This is a genomic window from Noviherbaspirillum sp., assembly GCF_035254865.1.
Classification (GTDB): domain Bacteria; phylum Pseudomonadota; class Gammaproteobacteria; order Burkholderiales; family Burkholderiaceae_D; genus Noviherbaspirillum.
The window spans coordinates 18,258-44,115 of record NZ_DATFAF010000086.1; the positions used below are offsets into that span (position 1 = coordinate 18,258).

Annotated in this window: 15 protein-coding genes; 10 read left to right on the forward strand and 5 right to left on the reverse strand. The window is 61.4% G+C overall.

Going from position 1 to position 25,858, the window contains the following annotated elements:
* Positions 1 to 37: 37 nt before the first annotated feature.
* The 3 genes from cydB to VJ651_RS21275 all read right to left on the reverse strand — a co-directional run bounded on the left by cydB (position 38) and on the right by VJ651_RS21275 (position 3,396).
* Positions 38 to 1,051 carry a cytochrome d ubiquinol oxidase subunit II gene (cydB, locus tag VJ651_RS21265; protein WP_324109344.1) on the reverse strand — a complete coding sequence of 338 codons (1,014 nt, stop codon included), beginning with the start codon at positions 1,049 to 1,051 and terminating at the stop codon, positions 38 to 40.
* Positions 1,048 to 2,442, reverse strand: a complete 1,395-nt coding sequence (locus VJ651_RS21270; protein ID WP_324109345.1) for a cytochrome ubiquinol oxidase subunit I — start codon at positions 2,440 to 2,442, stop codon at positions 1,048 to 1,050. Before VJ651_RS21270 ends, cydB begins: the two co-directional genes overlap by 4 nt.
* Before the next feature lie 114 nt (positions 2,443 to 2,556).
* Positions 2,557 to 3,396 carry a universal stress protein gene (locus VJ651_RS21275; protein WP_324109394.1) on the reverse strand — a complete coding sequence of 280 codons (840 nt, stop codon included), beginning with the start codon at positions 3,394 to 3,396 and terminating at the stop codon, positions 2,557 to 2,559.
* A gap of 217 nt (positions 3,397 to 3,613) precedes the next feature.
* On the opposite strand from VJ651_RS21275, the gene VJ651_RS21280 reads away from it, so the two are divergent.
* The 3 genes from VJ651_RS21280 (at position 3,614) to VJ651_RS21290 (ending at position 5,456) form a co-directional block, all read left to right on the forward strand.
* Positions 3,614 to 3,991, forward strand: a complete 378-nt coding sequence (locus tag VJ651_RS21280) for a phasin family protein (protein ID WP_324109346.1) — start codon at positions 3,614 to 3,616, stop codon at positions 3,989 to 3,991.
* A gap of 17 nt (positions 3,992 to 4,008) precedes the next feature.
* On the forward strand, positions 4,009 to 4,764 hold the full coding sequence (locus VJ651_RS21285) for a DUF5615 family PIN-like protein (RefSeq protein ID WP_324109347.1): 756 nt from the start codon (positions 4,009 to 4,011) through the stop codon (positions 4,762 to 4,764).
* Positions 4,765 to 4,859: 95 nt separating this feature from the next.
* Positions 4,860 to 5,456, forward strand: coding sequence for a DUF938 domain-containing protein (locus VJ651_RS21290; RefSeq protein WP_324109348.1), 597 nt, complete (start codon positions 4,860 to 4,862; stop codon positions 5,454 to 5,456).
* A gap of 19 nt (positions 5,457 to 5,475) precedes the next feature.
* Here VJ651_RS21290 and VJ651_RS21295 read toward each other — a convergent pair whose 3' ends face one another.
* Positions 5,476 to 8,565, reverse strand: a complete 3,090-nt coding sequence (locus VJ651_RS21295) for a bifunctional diguanylate cyclase/phosphodiesterase (RefSeq protein ID WP_324109349.1) — start codon at positions 8,563 to 8,565, stop codon at positions 5,476 to 5,478.
* Positions 8,566 to 8,944: 379 nt separating this feature from the next.
* On the opposite strand from VJ651_RS21295, the gene VJ651_RS21300 reads away from it, so the two are divergent.
* The 4 genes from VJ651_RS21300 (at position 8,945) to VJ651_RS21315 (ending at position 18,224) form a co-directional block, all read left to right on the forward strand.
* Positions 8,945 to 10,519 (forward strand): ShlB/FhaC/HecB family hemolysin secretion/activation protein, encoded by a 1,575-nt coding sequence (locus VJ651_RS21300; RefSeq protein WP_324109350.1) that lies wholly within the window; start codon positions 8,945 to 8,947, stop codon positions 10,517 to 10,519.
* Positions 10,520 to 10,530: 11 nt separating this feature from the next.
* Positions 10,531 to 17,052 (forward strand): filamentous hemagglutinin N-terminal domain-containing protein, encoded by a 6,522-nt coding sequence (locus tag VJ651_RS21305; protein WP_324109351.1) that lies wholly within the window; start codon positions 10,531 to 10,533, stop codon positions 17,050 to 17,052.
* Between the two features lie 136 nt (positions 17,053 to 17,188).
* Entirely contained in the window at positions 17,189 to 18,037 is an 849-nt protein-coding gene (locus tag VJ651_RS21310; RefSeq protein WP_324109352.1) for a FecR family protein, read from the forward strand.
* A gap of 34 nt (positions 18,038 to 18,071) precedes the next feature.
* Entirely contained in the window at positions 18,072 to 18,224 is a 153-nt protein-coding gene (locus tag VJ651_RS21315; RefSeq protein WP_324109353.1) for a hypothetical protein, read from the forward strand.
* 6 nt (positions 18,225 to 18,230) lie between these two features.
* Here VJ651_RS21315 and VJ651_RS21320 read toward each other — a convergent pair whose 3' ends face one another.
* Positions 18,231 to 20,603, reverse strand: coding sequence for a GspE/PulE family protein (locus VJ651_RS21320; RefSeq protein ID WP_324109354.1), 2,373 nt, complete (start codon positions 20,601 to 20,603; stop codon positions 18,231 to 18,233).
* A gap of 316 nt (positions 20,604 to 20,919) precedes the next feature.
* Between VJ651_RS21320 and VJ651_RS21325 the strand changes: the two genes are divergently transcribed.
* The 3 genes from VJ651_RS21325 to VJ651_RS21335 all read left to right on the forward strand — a co-directional run bounded on the left by VJ651_RS21325 (position 20,920) and on the right by VJ651_RS21335 (position 25,690).
* Positions 20,920 to 21,687 carry a 3',5'-cyclic-nucleotide phosphodiesterase gene (locus VJ651_RS21325; RefSeq protein ID WP_324109355.1) on the forward strand — a complete coding sequence of 256 codons (768 nt, stop codon included), beginning with the start codon at positions 20,920 to 20,922 and terminating at the stop codon, positions 21,685 to 21,687.
* A gap of 88 nt (positions 21,688 to 21,775) precedes the next feature.
* Positions 21,776 to 23,407 (forward strand): HD domain-containing phosphohydrolase, encoded by a 1,632-nt coding sequence (locus VJ651_RS21330; protein WP_324109356.1) that lies wholly within the window; start codon positions 21,776 to 21,778, stop codon positions 23,405 to 23,407.
* Between the two features lie 15 nt (positions 23,408 to 23,422).
* The gene (locus tag VJ651_RS21335) at positions 23,423 to 25,690 is read left to right on the forward strand and encodes an adenylate/guanylate cyclase domain-containing protein (RefSeq protein WP_324109357.1); all 2,268 of its coding nucleotides are present in this window, start codon (positions 23,423 to 23,425) and stop codon (positions 25,688 to 25,690) included.
* The last annotated feature ends 168 nt before the right edge of the window (positions 25,691 to 25,858 follow it).

Consider the following 25,858-nt stretch of genomic DNA (forward strand, 5'->3'; position numbering starts at 1 on the left):
CGGAAATTGAAACGGCTGCTTCATGCAGCCGTTTTTATTAGTGATAACCCTCGCCCGGTTGCACCTTGCCGCGGAATACCCAGAATACGAAGAGCGTGTAGCCGAGAATCATCGGCAGGAGGATGACCGCGCCGATCAGCAGGAATACTTGCGAGGACGGGTGCGCGGCGGCATCCCACAGCGTGATGGACGGCGGTATCAGATACGGCGCGTTGGAAATCACCAGACCGGCGTAGGCGAGCAGGAACAGGCCGACCGCCGATGCGAATGGCTGGATCGTGCGATTGTTCTGGATGCCGCGCCAGCACAGCCATGCGAGCAGGAGCGTCGCCAGCGGCAGCGGCGCCAGCCAATAGAAATCGGGAAGCCTGAACCAGCGCTCGGCGATGCGCGCGATATGCAGGGGCGTCCAGATGCTGACGATGGCGATGAATGCGAGCAAGCCGAGCAGCAGCGGCATTCCGGCACGCCGCGCAAGCTGCTCGACCTCGCCGCCGGCCTTCATCATCAGCCAGGTTGCACCGAGCAACGCATAGCCCACCACCAGCGCGACGCCGCACATGAGGCTGAACGGTGTAAGCCAATCGAGTGCGCCGCCGGCGAACTGGCCGTTCGCGACATGGATTTCCTGCAGCAAGGCGCCCAGCACCACGCCTTGCGCGAATGCCGCCAGCGTCGAACCCGCCGCGAATGCCAGATCCCATTTGTGATGGTGCGGTTTCGCAATCCAGCGGAACTCGAAGGCGACGCCGCGGAAAATCAGTGCAAGCAGCATGACGATGATCGGCAGATACACCGCCGGCATCAGCACCGCATACGCCTTGGGAAATGCGACCCACAATCCGCCGCCGCCCATCACCAGCCAGGTTTCATTGCCATCCCAGAAAGGGGCGACGGTATTCATCGCCTGGTCGCGTTGCGCCTCGGTTTTAAAGAACGGGAACAGGATGCCGATGCCGAGGTCGAAGCCGTCGAGCACGACATAGAGGGCGACCGCCAGGCCAATCACCAATGCCCAGATTACCGGCAGCGTGTATTCGAGTGTGCTCATGGCGCGTCTCCTGCGTCCTGCTGTGCCGCCGACAGCGGACGGTTGGGAAGGGCCTCCGGCGCGGGCGACAGCGGTTGCGGGCCTTTTCTCAGCATGCGGTGGATGTACACGATGCCGATCGAAAACACCACGCAATACACCAGCACGAACAGTGCAAGCGAGATCGCTACCGTCGAACCGGACACCGGCGAGGTGGCGTCCGCGGTGCGCAGAATCCCGTAGGCCACCCACGGCTGGCGGCCGGACTCGGTCACCACCCAGCCGGCGATGATGGCGATGAAACCGAGCGGCCAGCAGCGACCGACCGGCCTGAGAAACCATGGCGTGATGAACAGGCGCTTGCGCAGCCACAGCACACCCCCGATCACGCCGATGAACAGCATCAGCACGCCGAGTCCGACCATCAAGCGAAACGAAAAGAAGACCGGCACTACCGGCGGCCGGTTTTCCGGCGTGAAGTCGAGCAGTCCCGGAAACAGTCCCTGCGGATCATGCGTGAGAATCAGGCTGCCGGCATTCGGGATCGCGATTTCCGCCAGGTTGCGTTCCGCCTGCATATCGGGCCAGGCGAACAGCACCAGACCGGCCGGCTTGCTGCCATCCCAATGCGCCTCGACGGCGGCAATCTTCGACGGCTGGTGCTTGAGCGTGTTCAAGCCGTGGAAGTCGCCGACAAGCACTTGCAAGGGCGCCAGCACAATCACCATGCCCAGTCCCATGCGCACCATGGTGCGCGCTTCACGCTCGAAGCGGCCGGCGAGGATATAGCGCGCGCCGGTCGCCAGCACGACCAGGGAGGTGGTGAGATAGGTGGCGATCATCATGTGCGCGAAGCGGTAGGGGAAGCTCGGATTGAAGATGATCTGCGACCATGCAACCGGATAGGCGATCCCGTCGCGCATGGCAAAGCCGGCCGGTGTCTGCATCCAGCTGTTGGCCGAAAGAATCCAGAATCCCGACAGCGCGGTGCCGAAGGCTACGATGATCGAGGCCAGCGTATGCAGCCAGGGCGGCACGCGATTCCAGCCGAACAGCATCACGCCGAGGAAGCTGGCCTCGAGGAAGAACGCGGTCAGCACCTCGTAGCCGATCAGAGGGCCGACGACGTTGCCGACCACCTCGGAGAAGCGGCTCCAGTTGGTACCGAACTGGTAAGTCAGCACGATGCCCGACACCACGCCCATCGCGAACGATACGGCGAAGATCTTGGTCCAGAAGCGGGCCAGCAGATGATAGTGCGCTTCGCCCCGGCGCAGCCATAACACTTCCAGAGTGGCGATGAAAGCCGAAAGTCCGATCGAGAACGCAGGAAAGACGATGTGGAAGCTGACCGTGAATGCGAACTGGATTCGGGCAAGCAGTGTGCCGTCGATGCCGCCGAAGTTTTCCATGATCCTGGCCTTGAATAGAATGGGATGCGATTACTTTCCTGCCATTCGCCGCGCGCGCAGTGAGGAATATCAAGCCGAAGGCGTTGCGGCAGCGCGCCGCGCTTCCTGCAGGAATCAATGCGACATCAGGACCGGCACGGTCATGGTTTCCAGCACCGCGCGGGTTGCGCTGCCAAGCAGGATTTCCCGGAATCTGGCATGGCCGTAGCCGCCCATGATGATGAGATCGATATCCATGTCGGCTGCTTGCGATAGCAAGGCATCGCCGATTTCCAGATCGGTCTGCTGCTGCGAGACCTCGATCTTGATGCCATGACGGGCCAGGTACAAGGCCAGGTCCGAGCCGGGCATCGCACCATGCGCCTGCGGCTGCAGTTGCGGATTGAAGACGACCACCTCCACCACCTGCGCGCGCCGCAGCAGGGGAATGGCACCGCTCACGGCACGCGTTGCCGCCATGCTGGCGTCCCAGGCAATGAGGACGTGATTGCCGATGTTGTCGAAGCGGCCGGCATACGGCACCAGCAGTACCGGGCGGCCGGAATTGAGCACGACGTATTGCGGGAAGTCCGGCATCACGACCGGCGACACTTCGCCGGGATCGTTTTGCCCGATCACGACGAGGTCCGCGTAGCGCGCCTGCAGGCAAACGCCTGCGCCCGCCTCGTCGTCCACCAGTCGCTTCTCGAACGAAGGCAGACCGAGGCGCCGGACACAGTTTTCAAAGTCGTCGAGGCCGCGCTCGGCGCGTGCGCGCAACAAGTCGAGATGCGTGCGCAGGTTCGGATTGGTATCCGCCAGCATCATGGTCTGCACCAGATAGCGGGAGGCGCCGGTCATGGCGGTGCCGATCAGGTGAGCGTTTTCGGTCATCGCGATGGCCGACGCGATCTTGATCCGTTCGCTGGCACGGGTGGATTCATCGACGTGCACCAGAATGGTCTTGTATGACATGGTGAATTCCTTGTTGACGCGGGTGAAACCGCGCATGGCAAGCCTTGCCGGTTAGACCGGCCGCAAGACGAATAGCAGACGCACGTGCGCGTAAGCTTGACGCGCATCAAACGAATTTGGCCGCGCGGCAGAACTGAAACAAACCATGCGATCTTCTTCCCTTGATTTCACTCAAGCCTCACATAGAATGAATTGCAGCCGCCCCATGGAGAAGTGCATGCAATCGTTTCAAGAGCAGCTTTCAAGAGCGACCCAGGCAAAAATCGAGACCGGTGGCCTGCTGGTCGACAAGGCGATGGACGGCATGAAGAAAATGACCGATCTGCATCTCAACCTGGCGCGACTTGCGCTGGACCAGGCGAACTTTGCGGCGCGGAAACTGGCGACCTTGAAGGATGCGCGGCAACTCGCCGCACTGTCCGCGACGCAGATGGAATCGGATGCACGCTGCGTCATGGATTATGCGTATTACCTGATGACCATCATGTTCGATACGCTGGGCGATTTTTTCGGAATCATCGGCGACGCTTTCGCCCCGGGCGCGCCGCCGGGGCATGCACAAGGCAGGGCCGGCATCCTCAACGGCAATACGTAAGGCAGGCGACGACCATCGTGGCGACCGCGCATTTTCGCTTCTATGCAGAACTGAATGACTTCCTGGCGCCATGGCAGCGGCAGCAAACCTTTCCTTACCCGCTCTCGCGCGATGCGAGCGTCAAGCACATGATCGAAGTCCTCGGCGTTCCGCACACGGAGGTTGAACTGATCCTGGTCGACGGTGCGTCGGTGGATTTTTCCTGGCGCTTGCATGACGGGGAACATGTCAGCGTCTACCCAGGCTTTTCCTCGATCGATGTCACGCCGCTTGTTCGGTTGCGGCCGGCGACCAAGGGCATGGCCCGTTTCATCGCCGATGCACACCTGGGACAGCTTGCGAAACATCTGCGCATGCTCGGCTTTGATGTTCTTTACCGCAACGACTACAGCGATGCGGAAGTCGCACGCGTTGCCGCCGACGAAGACCGCATCGTGCTCACGCGCGATCGCGATCTGCTGATCAGGAAGGAAATCGTGCGCGGTTGCTATCTGCATTCAAGGTCCAGCGACGCGCAGGTCATGGAAGTCATCAGTCGCTACGATCTCACCCAATCCGCGCGCGCGTTCAGCCGCTGCCTGACCTGCGGCGGCGAGCTGAAACAGATCGACAAGGAAGTCGTCGGGCACCGCGTGCCGCTGCACAGCCGGGAGTTCTATGAGCGCTTCTTCGAGTGCCAGGGGTGCTCACGGGTATATTGGGAGGGTTCGCACGTGGAGCGAATGCGATCGCGGGTGGCGCGGATGCTGGGGACGACGGAAGATGCCGGGTGAGCGCGAGAAACCCAACCGCGCCGCCGATGCGACCGGACAGGACATGCCTCGTTGAATGAAGGGCCAGACCGATTAAATTACGCCATCTATTTGCCATGACCAAACAATTCTCCGCTGCGTGCGAACGCAACAGCCAACCTATTCTTGCGGTGCTGAGCGAGTTGCTGCCTCATCCCGCGCGCGTGCTGGAAATCGGCAGCGGGACAGGGCAGCACGCGGTCTATTTCGGCGCGCATCTGCCGCATGTCACCTGGCAGACCAGCGATCTCCCGCAGAATCATGCAAGCATCCATGCCTGGATGAACGAGGCCGGTCTGCCGAATGTGCTGTCGCCCTTGACGCTCGATACTTCCTCGGCGGACCATTGGCCGCAGGAGCAGTACGACGCGGTGTTCACCGCCAACACCTGTCACATCATGGCGTGGGAAGAGGTGTGCGCGATGTTTGCCGGCATCGCGCGCGTCTTGCGCCCGGGCGGGCTGGCCTGCGTCTACGGCCCGTTCAACTATGGCGGACAATTCACCAGCGAGAGCAATGCCGTTTTCGATGCGTCGCTGAAGGCGCAGGCGGAGCATATGGGCATACGCGACTTCGAGGAAGTCGACCGCATGGCAACCGGGCACGGACTGGCATTGAAGCGCGACTATGAAATGCCGGCGCACAACAGACTGATCGTGTGGCGGCGCGCCTGAGCCACTGTTCTGTACGCGTTCAATGCAGGTGCAGATTGGATTGCACCTTGATCAAGTCGGCGAAACTGTCCGCCGGCATCGGCTCGCTGAAATAGAAACCCTGCACGCTGTCGCAGGCATGCTCGCGCAGGAAGTCGTATTGCTGCTGCGTCTCCGCGCCCTGTGCAATCACGCTGCAGTCGAGGCCGTGCGCGAGACTGATGATGGCTTTGGCAACAGCCGAATCGTCACGATTGGCGGGAATGCCTTGCATGAATGAGCGGTCGATCTTGACCGAGCGGATCGGAAACTGCTTGAGATAGGCGAATGACGAGTAGCCGATCCCGAAATCGTCGATCACGATGCTGACCCCGAGGTCGCGCAGCGCATTCAGGATGTTGACGGCCTTTTCCGGATTGGCCATCACCGCGCTTTCGGAGATTTCCAGTTCCAGATAGTGCGGATCGAGTTCCGTGTCGCGCAGTATCTCCGCGATGTTTTCGACCAGCTTTTCGTCGGCAAGCTGGCGCGCGGACAGATTTACCGCAACCTTCAGGCGCGCCGGACTGGTGTCCTGCCAATGCCTGTTTTGCTTGCACGCCATGCGGATCGCCCAGTAGCCGATCGGCTTGATCAGGCCGGTGTCTTCGGCGACCGGAATGAATTGATGCGCCGGCACCATGCCGAGCGTCGGGTGCCGCCAGCGCAGCAGCGCTTCCATGCCGATGATCAGTTTGCTGACGACATCGATTTTGGGCTGGTAGTACAAGCTGAGCTGCCCTTGTTCGAGCGCATGGCTGAGCGCGTATTCGAGCGACAGACGCTCGGCGGTATGGCGGTTCAGTTCGGGCGAGTAATAGCAGAAATTGTTGCGCCCCATTTCCTTGGCGCGGTACATCGCGACGTCGGCATTTTTCAGCAGCGCATCGGCGTCGGTGCCGTCGTCGGGAAAGCTGCTGATGCCGATGCTGGTCGTGATGTTGAGCGGAGTGGATTCGCGTAAGAAGGGTGGGGCGAAGGCCGCCAGGATCTTTTCGGCGATGGTGCCGCCGCGATGCGGCTCATCGACGTTTTCCACCAGCACTACGAACTCGTCGCCGCCGAGTCGAGCCACGGTGTCCGATTCGCGCAGGATTCCCTGAAGCCGGGACGCGGTTTCCTGCAGCACGCGGTCACCCGTGCCGTGGCCGAGCGTGTCGTTGATATTCTTGAAGCGATCGAGATCGAGAAACAGCAGCTCCAGCGACCGGCCGGGGCGCGCGGCGATGGTGAGCGCATGCTCCAGCCTTTGGTGAAACAGCATGCGGTTGGGCAAACCGGTGAGCGAATCGTAATGGGCGAGATAGGCCAGTTGCTCGGCGGTTTTCTTGCGCTCTGTTATGTCTCTCATGATGAATAGCGATGCGCGGCGGCTTCGATGGAGAAAAGGCGAGGAATTGACCTCGACATCGACCAAACTGCCGTCCAGGCGGATGAACTTCTCGTCGAGCGACGAGAAGGTTTCGCCTTCCTGCAAGCGCGCGATGCGCTCCTGCTTCAGGGCATGGAAATCGGCGTGCAGGAAATCGGCCAACGGCCTGCCGACGATCTGGCTGGCGTTGCTGGCGCCCAGCAGTGTCATTGCCGCGCCGTTGGCGAAGACGAAGACGCCATCCTGCTGGACTAGGATCGCATCCGGCGACAACTCGACCACCTTGCGATAGCGCTCTTCGGCTTCGCGCAGCGAGAGTTCGGCGAGTCTGGCGTCGGTCACATCCTGCACGGTACCGAACATGCGCACGACGCGGTCGCTGCCGTTCCTGTCGCCTCGGCCGCGCGCCGTGACGTAGCGCAGCGAGCCGTCTTTCAACATGATGCGGTAGTCGACACTGAACGGCTGCCCGGTTTCGAGGCATTGATCGATGACCCGCTTCAACGGGGCAACGTCGTCGCCGTGAATGTGGGGCTGGCAGCTTGACGGTGAGACGACGAAGCTTTCCTTGTTCACGTCGTAGATGCTGTAAAGCTGGTCCGACCAGGTCACCACGCCCGAATCGACGTCCCAGTTCCAGCTGCCGATCTGCGCCACGCGCTGTGCCTCGGCCAATTGGCGCTCGCGCGATGCAAGTTCCTGTTCGAAATGCTTGCGCTCCTCGATCTCTGTCTGCAAATCCGTGGTGCGCTGGCGCACCTGCTGTTCCATGCCATCACGTTCCTTGCGCAGGGTAGTTTCCGCCAGGCTTCGTTGATAAATCTCGTTGGCAAGCGCAAGGCTCATGGTGGCGACCACGCTGAAATAAATCATGAGCAGCAGCAGCGAAGCATTCATGTCGTTGCTTGCAAATGGGCCGTTGCCGTTCGCGGTGTTCCAGACGGCGATGGCGCAGACGACGACAGTCGTCCAGGTGACCGTCGGCAGGTTGAACCGGAAGGCGGCCCACAGGAAAAAGGGAATGGAAAGATAGGCGACCGGCCAGCGTCCGAGAAATCCGCCAAAGACGAACTGAGTAATAGTTGGTAGCAGGATCAAAAACGCGATGGCTTCCGCGATTTTTCCTGCATGCCAATTGATACCGACACGGATGTTCCATGCGAGCAGCAGCGGCAGCACGATGATTATGCCGGTCGCATCACCCAGCCACCAGGTCACCCAGCTTTGCAACAAGGCGGACGTCGAGGGATGGCTGGCAATGCGAATACCGATCGCCCCGATCGATGCGCCGATCAGCGCGCTAAGCAAAATGATGCCGATGAAACGGAAGATCGGTCCGTGGTAAATGAAATCGGCGCGGTTGCGGTACAGCCGCTGGATCAGATAGGCCGCCATGCAGGCTTCCAGCGCGGAGCTGATGCCGAAGACGGACGCGGCGGACCAGGGCGCGCCGAAGGTGTATGAGTTGAGCATCGACCCGAACCAGATTGCAGGCGCGTAGCGCATGTCCCATGCGAGACAGACGAACAGGGCGACCGCGGACGGCGGCCAGAACGGGCTGGTGAGCTCGGGAAGGAAGGCGAAGTGGACCGAGAGCCGGGCAAGGAGGAAATAAGCACTTGCTGCAATCGTGAAGCGCATGAGGTAGGTGCCGACCGCAGCCCAGTCGGGTTGCGGTCGGTTGCCCGCCTGCGCAATGAATTTGCTGATCAGCCTCATCCCCCTGGCCCTTCATGGAACGACAAGCGAAAACGCGCAGGATGACCCGACGCAATCCACCGTCTGCGCTTCCATCGTTCCGGAAACAGCCAAACGGTACGGCCATGAGCCGCCGGTTGCCTATATGACTTGCGGCGGCAGGCACGGTTCAACGCGAATACCGCTTTCACCCCTTGGAAGCCACTGAAACCGCTACCGTCCCGGACGCGTTTGCGGAGTTGTGCGCTGTGACCAAAATGCCGGGAAATTTTGCTGAAAAAAATACAACAATTTTGAGATGCATCAATGGCATGCGTTATAGTTCGACTAGACAAACGGCCGATATCGGGGAAGCCCGGCGGCGATAAAAAATACAGCACCACCCCTAGAGTGATCACCTATGAGAAATCATATTTCGCGCCTGCTGGTCGGTGCGGCGTTTGCCGTGTCGGTGTTTCCCGTTGCGGCAGCGGATGCGCCGGACGAGGTCGGCCGTTTCGAGATCAAGCGTTTCGAGGTCAGCGGCAATACCTTGCTCACTACGCAAGCGGTCGAACGTGCCGTCGCACCCTTCGCAGGCAAGGATCGCAACTTCGGGGATGTGCAGATGGCGCTGGAAGCGCTGGAAGCGGAATATCACCGGCTCGGCTTCAATGTCGTGCAGGTTGCCTTGCCAGAGCAGGAGCTGAATCAGGGCGTGGTCAAGCTGCAGGTGGTGGAAACCCGGCTCGGCAAAGTGCGCGTGGAAGGTAATCAGCATTTCAGCGAAGCCAATATTCGCAACAGCCTGCCCGGCCTGGTGGAAGGCCGTACGCCAAACATCGGTCGGGTGTCGGCCAGCCTCAGACTGGCCAACGAAAATCCCGCCAAGAAGACCGCGCTGCAATTGCAAAGTGGCGACGAGGACATCGACGCCACGCTGAAGGTGACCGACGACAAGCCGTGGAAACTTTCGGCCAGCCTGGACAACAGCGGCAACAAGAATACCGGTGAATCGCAACTGACACTGCAATACCAGCACGCCAACATCGCCGATCGCGACCAGGTGCTGAGCCTGCAGTACACGACAACGCTGGAGCATCCGAGCAAGATCGGCGTGTACGGCGTGGGTTATCACATTCCCCTGTATGCGCTGGGCGATTCGATCGATCTGTTCGGCAGTTATTCGAATGTCGATTCCGGTTCGGTGCTGGCCGGTATCGTCAACCTGCAAGTGAGCGGGCGCGGCACGGTCGTCGGCGGGCGCTACAACCAGGTTTTGCGACGCAAAGGCGACTACGACTCCAGGTTCATCTACGGGATCGACCACAAGGCCTTCAATAACAGCGTGTTGTTGCAGGGGGCGCAACTGGGCAACGACGTCACGGTCCACCCGCTCAGCGTTGCCTACGCCGGCAGCTGGAGCGGGGCGGAAAACGCCGTCAACTTCAACCTCACGGCCTTGCGCAATATTCCCGGCGGCGGCAAGGGCGGCAGCCGCGATTTCAATGCGGCGCGCCCGGGTGCCGAGGATGCCTATCGCATCCTGCGCTACAGCGCCGACTACAGCCGGGTCTTGCCCGCGGCCTGGCAATTGCACTTGTCCCTGTCGGGTCAATACACGAACGACGTCCTTATCCCCGGTGAACAGTTCGGCGCAGGCGGCGCGAGCTCGGTGCGGGGTTTCACTGAACGCGATGCATCCAACGACATCGGCCACATGGCGAGCGCCGAAGTGTACACGCCTGAGCTGTGCGCAGGCAGTCAGGATGCGTGGGCGCAATGCCGCATGCTGGCGTTCTACGACACGGCGCAACTCAGAAACAACGGCATCGCGCCGTCGACGGTCTCGATCGGAAGCGCCGGGCTGGGCCTGCGTCTCAACGCAGGCAAGACCATGGCGCTGCAGCTGGACTATGGCCAGGTCATCGACGCCGGGAATACACGGAGCAAGGGCGACAGGCGACTGCACGTCAAGATCGCATTGTCGTATTAGCAGGGGACAACATGAACATCATGAAGCGTCAACATCGTGCTGCAGGACATGCAGCAAGTCTGCGCCGTCGCGCACTGCCACTGCTGATCGCCGGTTGTTTTGCCGGCAACCTCCTCGCCAATCCGATAGGCCCGCAAGTCGTCAACGGCCAGGCGAGCTTCGTCACGCAGGGCAACACGCTGTCCATCACGAATACGCCCGGCGCGATCATCAACTGGCAGAATTTCTCGATCAACCCAGGCGAGCTCACGCGGTTTCTCCAGCAAAATCCCGGCAGCGCCGTGTTGAACCGCGTGACCGGCGGCGATCCCTCCGCGATCCTCGGCGCACTGCAGTCGAACGGCAAGGTATTTCTGATCAATCCGAATGGCATCCTGTTCGGACAGGGCGCGCAGGTCGACGTCAACGGCCTGATCGCGTCCACGCTGCACCTCAGTAACGAAGACTTTCTGCTGGGCCGCATGAACTTCCAGGCGGGCAGCACCGCCGGCCGGATTCAGAACCAGGGCGCCATCACCACGCCAAGCGGCGGACAGGTGCTGCTGATTGCGCCGAACGTGGAAAACAGCGGCATCATTACTTCACCCAAGGGCGAAGTGCTGCTGGCAGCCGGCCATACGGTACAACTCGTCGACAGCGCCAACCCGGCTCTGCATGTGGTGCTCAGCGCACCCGAAAACGAAGCGATCAACCTCGGCCGTATCATCGCGCAAGGCGGCAAGACCGGCATCTACGGCGCGCTGATTCATCAACGCGGCATCGTCAATGCCAACAGCGCGGTGGTGGGCGAGAACGGCAAGATCGTGTTCAAGGCGAGCCGCGACACCATTCTGGATACGGGCAGCGTGACGACGGCCACCGGCGAGGGACGCGGCGGCGAGATCGACGTTCTGGGCGACCGGGTCGGGCTGGCCGGCGGCGCGCGTGTCGACGCGAGCGGCAGGACCGGGGGCGGCACTGTCCTGGTGGGGGGCGACTATCATGGCGAGAACGCAGCGGTTCCGAATGCAAGACGGACTTACGTCGGCAGCGGCGCCGACATCAAGGCTGACGCAACGGACAGCGGCAACGGCGGCAAGGTGATCGTCTGGTCCGACGAAGTGACCCGCAACTACGGCAACATTTCCGCTCGCGGCGGCGCTCAGGGCGGCGATGGTGGCTTTGTCGAATCCTCGGGCAAGCAGACGCTTGAACACCACGCTGCAGTGAATGTCGCGGCGTCGAAGGGAAAGGGCGGGACGCTATTGCTCGATCCTGCGACGATCACCATCGTCGGCGGCTCCGGTGACGGTGCCGCCACACCCGACGGCAATACTACATTCCAAGGCAACGCGACAGCCGGCACCGTCAATTTCGCCGACAGTGATCTTACGTCGGCTGGCATCTCGAACGTCTACCAGTCCGAACTCGAAGGTATGGCAGCCGGCACCAACATCGTGCTCGAGGCGACCGATTACATTGGCGCGGTGGGAAGCTTCGGCGGTACCGTCACTCTGCCGTCCAATTCCAACCTGATCATGCGCACCCGCAATGCATCAGGTGACGGTTCCGGCACCATCGGCATCAATCTCGTCAACAGTGTCGATTCTTCCAATCTCGTGTTCCAGACCCAGGGAACCGGCACGATCACGCTCGAAACCGGTACGGGGGCGTCACCGCAGGCTGCCACAATCGACGTCGGTACGCTGAGAACCGCCGGAGGCGCAATTACGGTCAATGCCAGCGGCAATGTGGTGTTGCGCGGCGCTGCGACGACCCCGGGCGGCGGCAACGGTGGCAATATTTCCCTGACCTCGGGCGGCTACATGACGCTGGGCGGGGCCCATATTGACGCACGCGGGTCCGGAGGCACAAACGGCAACGTCACCTTGAAATCCGGAGATGCCATCAGTCTGCAAAACGGCAAGACCATCTACGGTAATCAACTAAAGATGACGGCGGCCACCGGCATCTACGGTACCGCCTCCACCAATGCGATGACGACGCAGGTCAGCTCGGTCAACGCGCTTAACACCGGCACCGGTCCGATTCGCATTAGCAACAGCGGCTCGAACCTGTCGATCTCCGACATCGGGGCCGTCGGTTATGGTGTGAAGAATCTCGGTTCCGGCGGAGAAATCGCCGTCGCGACGGATGTCAACCATACCATTGAGGTGCACGCCCCCATCAACAGCAATAACGGGGCAATCTATCTGAATGGATTAAGCGGCATCAACGTCTACACATCGTCCACGCCGGAGATCAACTCGAACGGCGGTGCGATTACACTCTATTCCTCGAATCCCGACGCGAAGATCGGCATCGCGGCAGTCACGCAGATCAACAGCGGCGGCGGCGCCATTAACATGACCGCCGACCATATCCAGATGCTAGGCGCGATCAATGCCGGCACCGGCAATGTGACGCTGATGCCAAGCGCGGCGTCAGCGATCAAGATCGGCAGCGGTGCCAATAGTGCCAATATCACTGCGGGCCTGCTCGAACTGGGCACGTCGGAGCTGGCGAACATTGCCACCAGCGGACAGCTGCTGATCCAGGGCGCCGGCCTAACCACGCTCGATACGGCCGGTTCCCTGGATCTCAAGACCCCCGGCAAGCTGACCGGCAGCCTGTCTCTGCAATCCGTGGACGGCGCGCTCACGACCGCCGGCGGCAATGTCATCAAGGCGCCGGCAATCAGCATTGCATCGACCTTGGGCACGGTGACGAACAACGCGCAGATCACGACCGATTCCGCACTGACGATTTCCTCGGCGTCCGGCGCGGTTTTCAATACCGGTGCGCTCACGTCGGCCAGCGGGGCGGTCGGCTTGTATTCGACCTCCGGCACGGTCAGCAATACCGCGGCGATCAATGCCGGTACCAACGTATCCCTGATATCGAGCAACAATACGCTGTCCAATGGCGGGCAAGTGACCGCCGGCGGAGTGGTGTCCCTGAGCGGCGACACAGGCGGCCTGACGAATAGCGCGGCGCTCTCCGGCAACCAGGCAATTCTGACCGCCGGACAAGGGACGTTGACGAATAGCGGCGCGATCAACGTCACCTCGTCGCTTCAAATGACTGCGACCACAGGCGATATCCTGAACAGCAATACGCTTGCGTCGTCCGGCGGCATCACGGTATCGGCGCCGGTCGGTAAATTCACGAACAGCGGCAATATCACGGCCGCCGGCCCGATCTTTCTGACGGCCCAGAAGATGAGCCTCGTCGATAGCGGTACGCCGACCATCAACGCCGGAAGCGGCACCGGTTTTGTGCTGCTCAGCAGCGACAGCGATATCGATCTCGGCAGTACTGGCGATGCCAATCCGAAGCTTGAACTTTCCACCGCCGAACTCGGTGCGATTCATGCCGGCATTCTGCGCATTGACAGCACCGGCGCTGGCGGCACAGGCATCAACATCTCGAGTGCGCTCACCAGCATGGGCGCACCTGTGCTCGATCTCGTTGCAACAGGCAATGTCACCCAGGCAGCGGGAGCGACAATCGACAGCGTGAGCAGCCTTGCCGTGAAGGGCGCGAGCGTCAACCTGCCGGAGTCGAACAATGTTGGCATCATCGCCGGCACTGCGACGACCGGCGATTTCATATACCGCTCGCTGAACCAGATAGCGGTCGACACGGTGCACGCTCAAAGCGGCATCACGGTGTCGCAGAATACCGGCACCATCAAACTGAAATCCGATACCGCCGGCATTTCGCAGGCGGCGATTTCCAACGGCGATTTCGTCCATCCGAATGCAGTCTGGGCCAACGGCGGCGGGTTGGTGCTGGAAGCGGCGGGTGATGTCAAGCTGCCCAATACCAACAACAATTTCGGCAAGCTTGCCGTCAATCTGAATACCAACAGCGCGGGCATTGGCAAATCGATGGTCGGCACCGCATCCAGTCTCGACATTGCGTCGCTCACCGGCGTGGCAGGCAATGCGATCAACGGCATCAACACCAACAACACGACGCTCGAACTCGAAACGAGCGTCGCGGACGCTGCTGTTACCGTCAGCCAGGCAATTGCCGCGGGAACCGGCGGCGTGGGTTTCAAAACCGACGGCATCACACTGAACAATTCAGTGACTGCGAGCAGCGTCTCGGTGCGTCCGTATTCTTCCGGCCGTCCGATCACCGTGGGCTCCCTGGTCTGCAATACCACGTTGAATGGCGGTTGCCTGACAGTCACGAATCTGTATCAGCTCGTCACGCCGGTGGTCGGTATCGGCACCGAGGACACGGTGAATCCCACTGGCGATATTTACGTGGCTGGCATCACAGTGGGCGGCAGTACTGTAACCGATCGCAATGCAGCGACGACGCGCATCGGCCTGCTGAGTGGCGGCGGTGTGAGCCAGGCCGGCGGCACAGCGATCAACGTCCAGGATCTCGGCGTGCGCGCCGGCGGTACTGACGTGGTTTCGCTCACCAATAGCGGCAACGCCGTGACGAACCTGGCAGGCAAGACCGACGGAGGCAGCTTCTCCTTTTCCAACGGCGCGGACCTTTCCGTGTTCAATGCAAACGGAACGGTTGCGGGCGATACCTACAGCATGCCTGGCATCAATGCCGGAACGGGCACCGTGCAACTGATGTCATCGGGAGCAATCAGCGGGCCTGGGACCGTGGCCGGCGGCGTACTCGTTGCATCCGCTGCGAACGGCATGACGCTCGGAACGAGCGTGAGCACGCTGGCCGCGACGAATACAGGGGCGAGCGGCGATATCGCAATCACCAATTCGCTGCCGCTGACACTGGACGACGTCCAGCAGACGGCGGCTGGCGGGGCCGGAGCGATCAAGATCGAGAACACCGGCGCGCTGACGGTGGGTGCGGCCAAGACGGTATCGACGGCAAGCGGGGCGATTACGCTGACGGCGCACAGTCCGCTGAACGTCAACGGAGCTGTGCAGTCGGCCTCGGGGCCGATTACGCTTACGGCAGGTTCGAGTGGTCAGACGACCGACCAGCTGACCATCGCTGCCGGCGCCACGGTTTCCACGAGTAATACCGTGACGCTGGTCGCGGGCAACGCAATCAATATTGCCGCGGGCAGCACGGTGGCGGGATCGTCGGTCACGCAAATGTCCAACCAGAATGCGCCCCCGCCTCCGCCACCCCCGCCACCCCCCACCTTGTCCGACTGCGTTGCCAATCCTAACCTGTCCGGCTGCTCGACGGTGCTGCCGTCCTTGAGTCAGTGCACGGCCGATTCGACGCTAGCGGGCTGCACGGCAGTCCTCCCAAGCTTGAGCGATTGCACGGCTAATTCGACGCTCGCGGGTTGCACAGCAGTGTTGCCTACGCTGAGCCAATGCACGGCTACGCCAACCTTGTCCGGCTGCACAGCGGTGCTGCCGACGTTGAACCAATGCACGGCAACTCCGACATTGTCGGGTTGTACGGCAGTTCTGCCGACCCTGAGCGACTGTACCGGCATGCCGACGCTAGCGGGTTGCACGGCAGTGTTGCCGACATTGAGCCAGTGCACGGCCACGCCGACGTTGTCGGGTTGCACGGCGGTTCTGCCAAGCTTGAGCGATTGCACGGCCAATTCGATGCTAGCGGGTTGCACGGCGGTGTTGCCAACGCTAAGCCAGTGCACGGACATGCCGACGCTGGCCGGTTGCACGACAGTTTTACCAACGATCGCGCAATGTACGGCAACGCCAACGCTGCCTGGTTGCAGCGCGGTGCTGCCTTCACTCGCGATTTGCACGATATCGCCGGCAATGACTGGCTGTACCGCAGTGCTGCCGTCCCTGTCGGTTTGCATCACGTCGCCGACGACCACGGGATGCACGGCAGTGCTGCCCTCGCTCACCACCTGCATGACATCCCCGACAGCTGCCGGTTGCAGCGTGGTTCTGCCTTCGCTGGCTAGCTGCAGCGTGACGCCGACGCTTGCCGGCTGCACGGCTGTGCTGCCCACCGTTTCACAGTGCACGGCCAATTCCGCTCTGACAGGCTGTGCGGTGGTGCTGCCGTCTCTGGCAAGCTGCGCTGCAACCCCGACGCTTGCCGGCTGCAGCGCGGTCCTGCCAAGCATTGACCTATGTACGGTGGACCTGAACCTGGCCGGGTGTAAGGCGGTCCTGCCGACCATCGCGCAATGCACGGCGACACCGACGCTTGCCGGTTGCAGCGTCGTCATGCCGGCCGCGAGCTTGTGCACGACGAATCCCTCGCTGCCGGAATGCACGACGGTATTGCCTCCGAGTACGCCGGCAAGCACGGAAGTGGTGACAACCACCGTCACGTCGACTATCAATGCCGTTGTCACGGCGACCACGCAAACGATGAGCCTGCTCCCGCCGCCAACAAGCACGACCACGCCGAAGACGCCGGCTGCGGGTGGGAGCGCTTCCTCCACCCCCGGTGGTACGAGCAGTTCGACCAGCGCAAGCAGCACATCGAGTACGTCCAGCACGTCTGACGGCCCGAAGAGTGAAGAGAAGAAGGACGAGAGGAAAGACACCGCCGGTCCGAAAGACGATGGAGTGAAGAAAAATGAACCCGCCAAGAAAATGTATTGCAACTAGCAGCCTGTTGAAAAACGACTGCGCGGACCGGTCTTCGGGTTTGCGGCGCGCTGCGTACTCCGCGTGGGCTGGCGCTGCGCGCGTCCTGGCCCGATCCGCTCGCCATATTGTTGATCGAACTGCCAAGGCACTTGCATTGCTGGTCTTGCTCCTGTCGGCGGGCCTCGCATTCGCCGGACAGGTGGCGGGTACGGTTGTGAACCTGAGTGGTGCCTTGCTGGCCAAGAAAGCGGACGGCACCGTGAAGATCCTCGCGGTCAAATCGACGGTGGAGCAGGGCGATACCTTGATCAGCGAGAAGGAGACCTATGCGCGCGTCAAGTTCATCGACAACAGCGAAATCACGCTGCGTCCCAACTCACAGCTGAAGATCGACAGCTTCGTCTTTGAGGAAGACAAGCAGGAGAAAGACAGCGCGACCTTTAGCCTGGTCAAGGGCGGCCTGCGTGCCGTGACCGGCGCGCTGGGCAAGCGCAGCAAGGAACGGGTTGGCGTGAACACGCCGACGGCCACCATCGGCATTCGCGGCACGACCTATATCGCCGAATACATCCCGCCGGAAGACGGTGCAGTGGCGGCTTACGGCCTGGCCAGCATGGCGGCCCTCGCACCGGCCGCCTACCCGGCTGCGACGGATGACATCCGCAGCGACATGCCCATGCAGGCTGCGCCGCTGGAGGTGTTGCCGCTGCGGTTGGCGCAGAATGCGCCGCCTCCTGCGGGCGGTATCAGCGGCGGCCGCGCACCAGGCTTGTACGTGCAGGTGCTGGACGGCATGATCCACCTGAGCAATGGCGCCGGAACGCAGAATTTTGCGGCGGGGCAGTTCGGTTATACGCCGAGCCTCCACCAGCCGCCGGTGATTCTGCCGGCCAACCCGGGCATCCAGTTCACGCCGCCGCCGAGTTTCTCGAGCAGTCCGGGGCCGCAGGGCGGCGCCTCCAGCGGTGGCAAGGCAGGTGCTGTGGATTGCGAGGTGCGTTGAGCGTTCTGCAACCTGTATCGCAAGCCGGGGCAGCGTGCTGTTATTGCTCACCAAGGACAACTATCACCGCATTATCACCGAGCGACCGGGACTTGCGGCGCATATCCTGGCCAAGCTTGGCAAGCTGATGAGTCAGCGGCTGCGCGGCGTCAGCGGACAACTGGTGGAGTACCTCGATCACGACTGAGCGTGGTCACTTGATGCAGACCGCACGCACCTGCTTGATATCCGTAATCCCGGACAGGATCTTCTCGATGCCGTCCATCTTCAGTGTCAGCATGCCATCTTCCAGTGCCGTCGCGAGCATGACCGCGACCCGGTTGTGCTCCTGGATCAGTTTCTTCAAGCGGTCGGTGCCGAGCATGAGCTCATGCAGGCCGACGCGACCCTTGTAGCCGTTGCTGCACTGGTCGCAGCCGACCGCCTTGTACATCGTGAAGCGGCCCTGGCTGTCGCCGTAGTTCTTCGTCCATTGATCGAGGACAGCCTGCTTCGCAGCGGATTCATCCTTGACGAAGGCCGTCGTGTTCCGCAGCTCTTCGCAGTATTCCGCCAGTAGCAGCTGCAGCTCTTCCTTCGAGGGCTCGTAAGCCATCTTGCAGTTCGAGCACAAGCGTTTGGCCAGCCGCTGCGCCAGCACGCCCAGCAGGGCGTCGGCGAAGTTGAACGGATCCATGCCCATGTCGAGCAGGCGCACGATCGATTCCGGCGCGCTGTTGGTATGCAGCGTGGCAAATACCAGATGACCGGTGAGCGATGCCTCGATGCCCATGGACACCGTTTCCTTGTCGCGCATTTCGCCGACCATGATGATGTCCGGATCGGCGCGCAGGAAGGCACGCATCGCGGTGGCGAAATCGAGCCCGCTCTTGCGGTTGACCTGCACCTGGCGCAAGCCTTTTTGCGTGATTTCCACCGGATCCTCGGCGGTCCAGATCTTGGTTTCCGGCGTGTTCAGGAAATGGAGGACGGAATGCAGGGTCGTCGTCTTGCCGGAACCGGTCGGGCCGCAGACGAAGAACAGGCCGTAAGGCTTGCTGACGGCGCTCTTGAGCCGCTCCAGGTTGTGCGGCAGCACGCCCAGCTTGTCGAGCGGAATCGGTTCTCCCGCCGCCAGGATACGCATCACGATATCCTCGACGCCGCCGGCCGAGGGAATGGTCGCGACGCGCAATTCGATATCCAGCGGGCCGAACTTCTTGAACTTGATCTTGCCGTCCTGCGGCTTGCGGCGCTCCGAGATGTCGAGGTCGCACATGATCTTGATGCGCGCGGAAATCGCATTGCGGTAGCTGGACGGAATTTCGATGTAGGGTTCGAGCGAGCCGTCCTTGCGGAAGCGGATCATCGTCTTTTCCTTGCCGGGGCGCGGTTCGATATGGATATCGGACGCGTTCTGGCGGTAGGCATCGATGATGATCTTGTTGACCAGTTTGACCAGCTCGTTTTCCGCCGCCGCGGACAGATCGGCTTCGGACAGTTCGACGCCGTCTTCGTCGCTGTCCTCCATGCCCGACAGCAGTTCGCCGACCGAGCCCATTTCGCTTTCGGCGCCGAAGAACTGGTCGATGGTCTGGCGGAACTCGGCATTCGTCGTCACCCGGTAGACCAGCTTCGCCTTGGGAAAAATGCTGTTGATGATGCGCGCATTCCTCGCCTGTTCGGGATCGGTTGCGAGAATCACCACGCCTTCCGTGTTCTCTTCGATCGGCAGCCACTGGCTTTGCTCGACGAAGTCGCGCTTGAGATTCCTGAGCAGGTCGGTCGGCTTGACTCGGTCGGCCTTGAAGGGTTCGTACTGCACGCCGAAGAACTTGCCCAGCGCCTGACCGATCACCGGCAGCTTGACCTGGAACTCCTTCACCAGGACGGCTTCGATGTCGTCGCTCTTGCGGCGCGCCGAACGGGACGCAAGCTCCAGCTCGGCCGCCGACAGTACAGCCTCGGCGATCAATTGGTCGTACTTCGAGCGGATCACCGGCGGCGGACGCAGCCGCTGCGTGTAGGCGATCGCCAGCGTCTTGCCCAGCTCCTTGATGCCGTCTTCCGAGATGGCGGAGAAAGTGGTGCCGTCGCGGTTGTTGATGAGCTGGACCACGCCGAGCAACTCGTTGTTGCGTTCGTCGATGATCGGCGCCACCAGCATCTGCTTGGTACGGTAGCCGGTGCGGCGGTCCACTTCGCGCAGGAAGTGCAGTTCGGGCGAATGCGTCTTCAGCTCGGCGTCGTCGTAGACGTCGCGGATATTGACCACCTTGCGCATCAGCGCGACATAGCCCGCCACACTCTGGTCGGAAATCGGAAGGCGGAGCTGGTTGATCGAGTTGAGACCGGTTTTGACCTTCGACACGATCGAGGTCTTGTCCTCGGCGACCGCGTAGACCGTGAGGCGATCGGCATTGAACAGGTCGCACACGTCCTGCGACAGGTCGAGCATGATCTCGTCGACGTTGCTCGTGGAATGGATCTTGTTGGTGACGGCCTGAAGTTTCTTGAAGAAGTTCAGGCGAGTGTTGACATCGTCCTGGCTGCCGTTGCTTTTGGGGGTACCGAGAACAGCACTCATGTCATCTTGTCCATTCGTCATCGTTTGCCGTCGAATGCGCAGGGTATGACCGTGCCTGCCGTCGATGGCGCCAAGCTTCAATAATAATGGATCGCGTTGCGAAAATGTATCACGGGCATCAGCTTAATTTTGACCAGCCGCGTTGCGGCGACATAAAAGCCGCAATGGAACCTTTTCAGTCTACAATCATTCAAAAAAGAAAACGGGGGAGGACGATGGGAGAGCTATTTTCAATGCGCGCCGGGCGGGTTTGCATATGGAGGTCCGCCGATGCGTTTCACACGATGACTGACCCGATATCAACGGGCGCCGAACGATGAAGTTGCAAGTACTTGGATGTGCCGGAGGTATCGGCGGACGCGAACGCCTCACCACGACCCTGCTGGTGGATCACGATATCCTGCTGGACGCGGGGACGGGCCTGACCAGCCTCGACATCGACCAATTGATCCGCATCGACCATGTGTTCATCACGCATTGCCATCTTGACCATGTGGCCGGCCTGGCACTGCTGCTGGATGCCGTCCAGGGCAGAAAGAGCGGCCCGGTCACGGTGCACGCCACCGAAAAGGTCATCGCCTCACTGAAGAAACATCTGTTCAACTGGGTACTGTGGCCGGACTTCGCCGTCATTCCCAGCCCCGAGACGCCAACACTGCGCTGGGAGGCCATCGATCCCAATGGTTGCGTCGAGATCGACGGAAGGATCGTCTGCGCCTACCCGGTCAACCATACCGCCGGGTCATCCGCCTACTGGGTGCACAACACAAAATCCGGTTTCCTGTTCACCGGCGACATGGCCGCCACCGCCGAATTGTGGGCTGCGCTATCACAGGAAAAACGGCTCACCAAAGTGATTGTGGATTGTTCTTTTGCCAACGCCGACATGGAGATCGCGAACCGCTCGTTGCATTTCTGTCCGCGTTCGCTGCTCGCCGATATCCGGTCGGTACCACTTTCCGTCGAATTCCTGATCTACCACCTGAAGCCGGGACATGAAGACCTGATCATGCAGGAGCTGCGCTCCGAAGGCGGGGCACGCGGCTTCAAGGCGCTCAAGTGCGGAGACACATTCGTGTTTTGAGCGACTCGCGTCTGACGCGTGGCGAGGGGAAGGAAGCGGCGCAACATTCACCCATTCCGGTGGCGCATCGCCACACGGTTGAACAGCAATGACCGAGCAAAACAAACCTGACATCGCGCTGAGGCTGGAGCAGCTGACCGAGCTCAGCGTCGAGCTCAGCACCACGCATGACACCACCGTGCTGCTGGAGAAAATCCTGCGGACGGCGAAAAGCATGACCCATGCCGACGGCGGCACCCTGTATCGCATCAGCGCCGACAAGAAGAACCTGTGCTTCTCGATTTCGATCAACGATACGCTCGGCATGTACCAGGGTGGATTGAGCGGCAATAAAGTGGCGATTCCCGATATTCCGCTGACGACCTCCACCGGCGCAAAAAATCTCGGCGCGGTGGCGGCATACGCGGCCAACACCGGCGTCTCCGTGAACATCCAGGACGTCTACCAGGTCGACGTGTTCAACTTCTCCGGGATGCGCAAGTTCGACGAGACTTACCACTATCATTCGCAGTCGTTCCTCACGGTGCCGATGCAGGACCATGAAGGCGAACTGATCGGTGTGCTGCAGCTGATCAATGCCAGGGATCCGCACACCGGCCAGACCCAGCCGTTTTCCGACACCGACCAGCGCTTCATCGAAGCGCTCGCGTCGCAGGCGGCGATCGCGCTCACCAACCAGCAGTTGATCCTGCGCCTGGAAGACCTGTTCGAATCCTTCGTCACCCTGATCAATATCGGCATCGACGAGAAATCGCCGCACACCGGACGGCATTGCCATCACGTGCCCTTGCTGACCATGATGCTGGCCGACGCGGCGCATGCGACCGAGGCCGGGCCGCTGGCCGAATTCGAGATGAGCGAGAACGACCGCAAGCAATTGTGGCTGGCCGGCCTGCTGCACGATTGCGGCAAGATCACCACGCCGGTGCATGTGGTGGAAAAATCCACCAAGCTCGAAACCATTTTCGATCGCGTCCATCTGGTCGACACCCGCTTTGAAGTCGTCAAGCGCGATGCCGAGATCCGCTCGCTGAAGGAAAAGCTCGCCAGTGGCAACGATCCGAAGCGCCATGCCGAAATCAACCGCATGCTGAGCGAAGAACTGATCCGCATGGATGCGGACCGCGACTTTCTGCGGCGCGCCAATATCGGCAGTGAAGCCATGTCGGAAGACGACCAGAAGCGCGTCACGCAGATTGCCAGCCGCTACCGCTGGATCGCGCCGGATGGCGACGAGCGCGACCTGCTCAGCGAGGAAGAGATCGGCAACCTGACGATCCGCGCCGGCACGCTGAACCAGCGCGAGCGCGACATCATCAACAACCATATTTCGGTCACCATCCGCATGCTGGAATCGCTGCCCTGGCCGAAGCATTTGAGCGACGTGCCGGAATATGCCGGCGGCCATCACGAGCGCATGGACGGCAAGGGCTATCCGCGCGGCCTGCGCGGCGACGAGATGTCCTGGCAGGCGCGCATGATGGCGATTGCCGACATCTTCGAAGCGCTGACGGCGAAAGACCGGCCTTACAAGAAGGGCAAGACCCTGACCGAATCGCTGCACATCCTCGGCGGCTTCAAGCTGCGCAATCACATCGACCCGGACCTGTTCGACATTTTCATCCGAAAAAAGGTGTATCTCGACTATGCAAAGCGCTTCATGGACCCGGCACAGATTGATGAAGTCGATGAAAGCAAGATTCCCGGCTACACGCCCTGACCGGAGGAAGTGAACGTGCGACGCCACCTGTCCAGATATGGCGCGCGCTGGTTGCTGGCCCTGATCTTCACGCTGATCGCCGCGCTCCAGATACTGCACTTCCTGCCGACCATCCTGATCGGCCGCATCGACGATTTTATCTACGACATGCGCATGCGGGTGCAGCAGGGCGAACTCGATCCGCGCATCGTGATCGTCGACATCGACGAGAAAAGCATCGCGGAAGTCGGACGCTGGCCCTGGAACCGCGCCACGGTGGCAAGCCTGATTGAGAAGCTCGACGACAAGTACCACGTCAGGACGGTCGGCTTCGACGTGATCTTTTCCGAGCCCGACACCAGCTCCGGCTACAACACACTGGAATCGCTGGCGAACAAGGAGCTGAAGGATGTGCCCGGATTCGGCGAACGGGTGCGCGCGCTCAAGCCGAGGTTCGACTATGACAAGCGCATGGCCATGGCACTCGACGGCAGACCGGTGGTGCTTGGCTATTTTCTCTCGAACGAGCCGACTGCCATCATCAAGGGGCTGCTGCCGCCGCCGGTGTTCACCGTCGAGCAGCTCGGCGGGCGCGAGATCGACGTATCGGTCTACCGGTCCTATACCGGCAACCTCGACGTGCTGCAGGAAGCGGCCAGAGGCGGCGGCTTCATGAATCCGACGCCCGATCTGGACGGCGTGATCCGTCGCGTTCCCCTGATCGCGCAGGTCGGCGACGGCTTCTATGAATCGCTCGCGCTTGCCACGGCGCGCGCCGGCCTCGGTGCGAGCCGGGTGAAGCCGGTCTTCTTCACCGCGGAAGAAACCCATCTCTCCGGCGACACCCTGCGCGAATACGGTGCGCTGAAGGCGATCAAGCTCAACAGCAAGCCGCATACGACCACCATCCCGCTGGATCGCAACCTGACTGCGCTGATCAATTACCGCGGGCCGGGCGGGCCGCGCGGCGGCCAGTTCCGCTATGTCTCCGCGATCGACGTCCTCAAGGAGCGCCTGCCGGTGGACGATCTCGCGGACCGCATCATCCTGGTCGGCACCACCTCGGCCGGCCTGAAGGATCTGCGCGCGGCACCGGTCAACATCGACTATCCCGGTGTCGAGATGCACGCCAACATCATCGCATCGATCCTCGACGGCGACTTCAAGCAGGAGCCCGATTTCGGCGTGGCGCTGGAGCTGGTGGAGACCGCTCTCGTCGGCATCGTGCTCGGCCTGCTGCTGCCGGTGCTGTCGCCGCTCATGTCCATCCTGGTGTCGTTCGCGACGATCGCCGGCGTCCTCGGCTTGAACCTCTACATGTACCAGTCTCTGAACTGGGTGGTGTCGGTTGCGGCGGTGCTGCTGTTGATCGGCAGCCTGTTCATCTTCAGCCTCGCCTGGGGCTATCTGTTTGAATTCCGCAAGAGTCGCGCGATGGTGAACCTGTTCGGCGAATACGTCGCGCCGGAACTGGTCGCCGAGATGGCGGAGAATCCGGAGAGCTACAACATGGAGGGCGAGAGCCGCGAGCTGACCGTGCTGTTCTGCGACGTGCGCGGCTTCACCACGATTTCCGAAGGACTGACGCCCAACGCCTTGCGCGAGTACATCAACCTGTACCTGACCGCGATGTCGGAAGATATACGCGGCAATCGCGGCACGCTCGACAAGTACATCGGCGATGCGGTGATGGCGTTCTGGGGCGCGCCGGTGGCCTTGCCTGATCACGCCAGCCGCGCGGTGGCGACCGCATTGCAGATGCAGGCCAGCGCGAAAAAGCTGAACCAGGATTTCACCGCGCGCGGCTGGCCGCCCCTGAAGATCGGCGTCGGTCTCAATACCGGCGAAATGCGCGTGGGCGACATGGGATCGAAGATCCGCCGCGCCTATACCGTGATGGGCGATGCAGTCAATCTCTCTTCGCGGCTGGAAGGCATTACCAAGGTGTACGGCGTCGGCATTGCGGTCGGCGAAGCGACCCGGCTCGCCGCGCCGCAATTCGCCTATCGTGAACTCGATCGCGTACGGGTGAAGGGAAAAAACGAGCCGGTACCGATTTTCGAACCGCTCGGCCGGATGTCCGAACTGGACGACGCGACACACGGCGCCCTCGACAAATGGCACAAGGCGCTGGAGCTGGTGCGCGCACAGCAATGGGACCTCGCCGAGCAGCATCTGCGCGAATTGCACGAGATGTATCCCGACACGGCCTTGTACATGCTTTACCTGGAGCGCATTGCGCACTACCGCGACGTGCCGCCTGGTGCCGATTGGGATGGCGTCACGACCTTCGAGACCAAGTAGCAAACGCCGTTCAGTGGTCCACGGAAAACACGGAAAGCACGGAAAAGATTGAAGTTTCAAGCGTGCTGAAATCCGGGCATTCTCCCGTCATCGGTGCAGACGGGAAGAACTTGAAACCGGTCTTCCCTTTCCGTGCTTTCCGTGTTTTCCGTGGACAATCAGCCCGTG

Excerpts from the sequence above, each read along its gene's own strand:
- cydB (WP_324109344.1), bottom strand. The coding sequence starts at position 1,051 with ATGAGCACACTCGAATACACGCTGCCGGTAATCTGGGCATTGGTGATT.
- VJ651_RS21270 (WP_324109345.1), bottom strand. The coding sequence starts at position 2,442 with ATGGAAAACTTCGGCGGCATCGACGGCACACTGCTTGCCCGAATCCAG.
- VJ651_RS21275 (WP_324109394.1), bottom strand. The coding sequence starts at position 3,396 with ATGTCATACAAGACCATTCTGGTGCACGTCGATGAATCCACCCGTGCC.
- VJ651_RS21280 (WP_324109346.1), top strand. The coding sequence starts at position 3,614 with ATGCAATCGTTTCAAGAGCAGCTTTCAAGAGCGACCCAGGCAAAAATC.
- VJ651_RS21290 (WP_324109348.1), top strand. The coding sequence starts at position 4,860 with ATGACCAAACAATTCTCCGCTGCGTGCGAACGCAACAGCCAACCTATT.
- VJ651_RS21295 (WP_324109349.1), bottom strand. The coding sequence starts at position 8,565 with ATGAGGCTGATCAGCAAATTCATTGCGCAGGCGGGCAACCGACCGCAA.
- VJ651_RS21300 (WP_324109350.1), top strand. The coding sequence starts at position 8,945 with ATGAGAAATCATATTTCGCGCCTGCTGGTCGGTGCGGCGTTTGCCGTG.
- VJ651_RS21305 (WP_324109351.1), top strand. The coding sequence starts at position 10,531 with ATGAACATCATGAAGCGTCAACATCGTGCTGCAGGACATGCAGCAAGT.
- VJ651_RS21320 (WP_324109354.1), bottom strand. The coding sequence starts at position 20,603 with ATGAGTGCTGTTCTCGGTACCCCCAAAAGCAACGGCAGCCAGGACGAT.
- VJ651_RS21325 (WP_324109355.1), top strand. The coding sequence starts at position 20,920 with ATGAAGTTGCAAGTACTTGGATGTGCCGGAGGTATCGGCGGACGCGAA.
- VJ651_RS21330 (WP_324109356.1), top strand. The coding sequence starts at position 21,776 with ATGACCGAGCAAAACAAACCTGACATCGCGCTGAGGCTGGAGCAGCTG.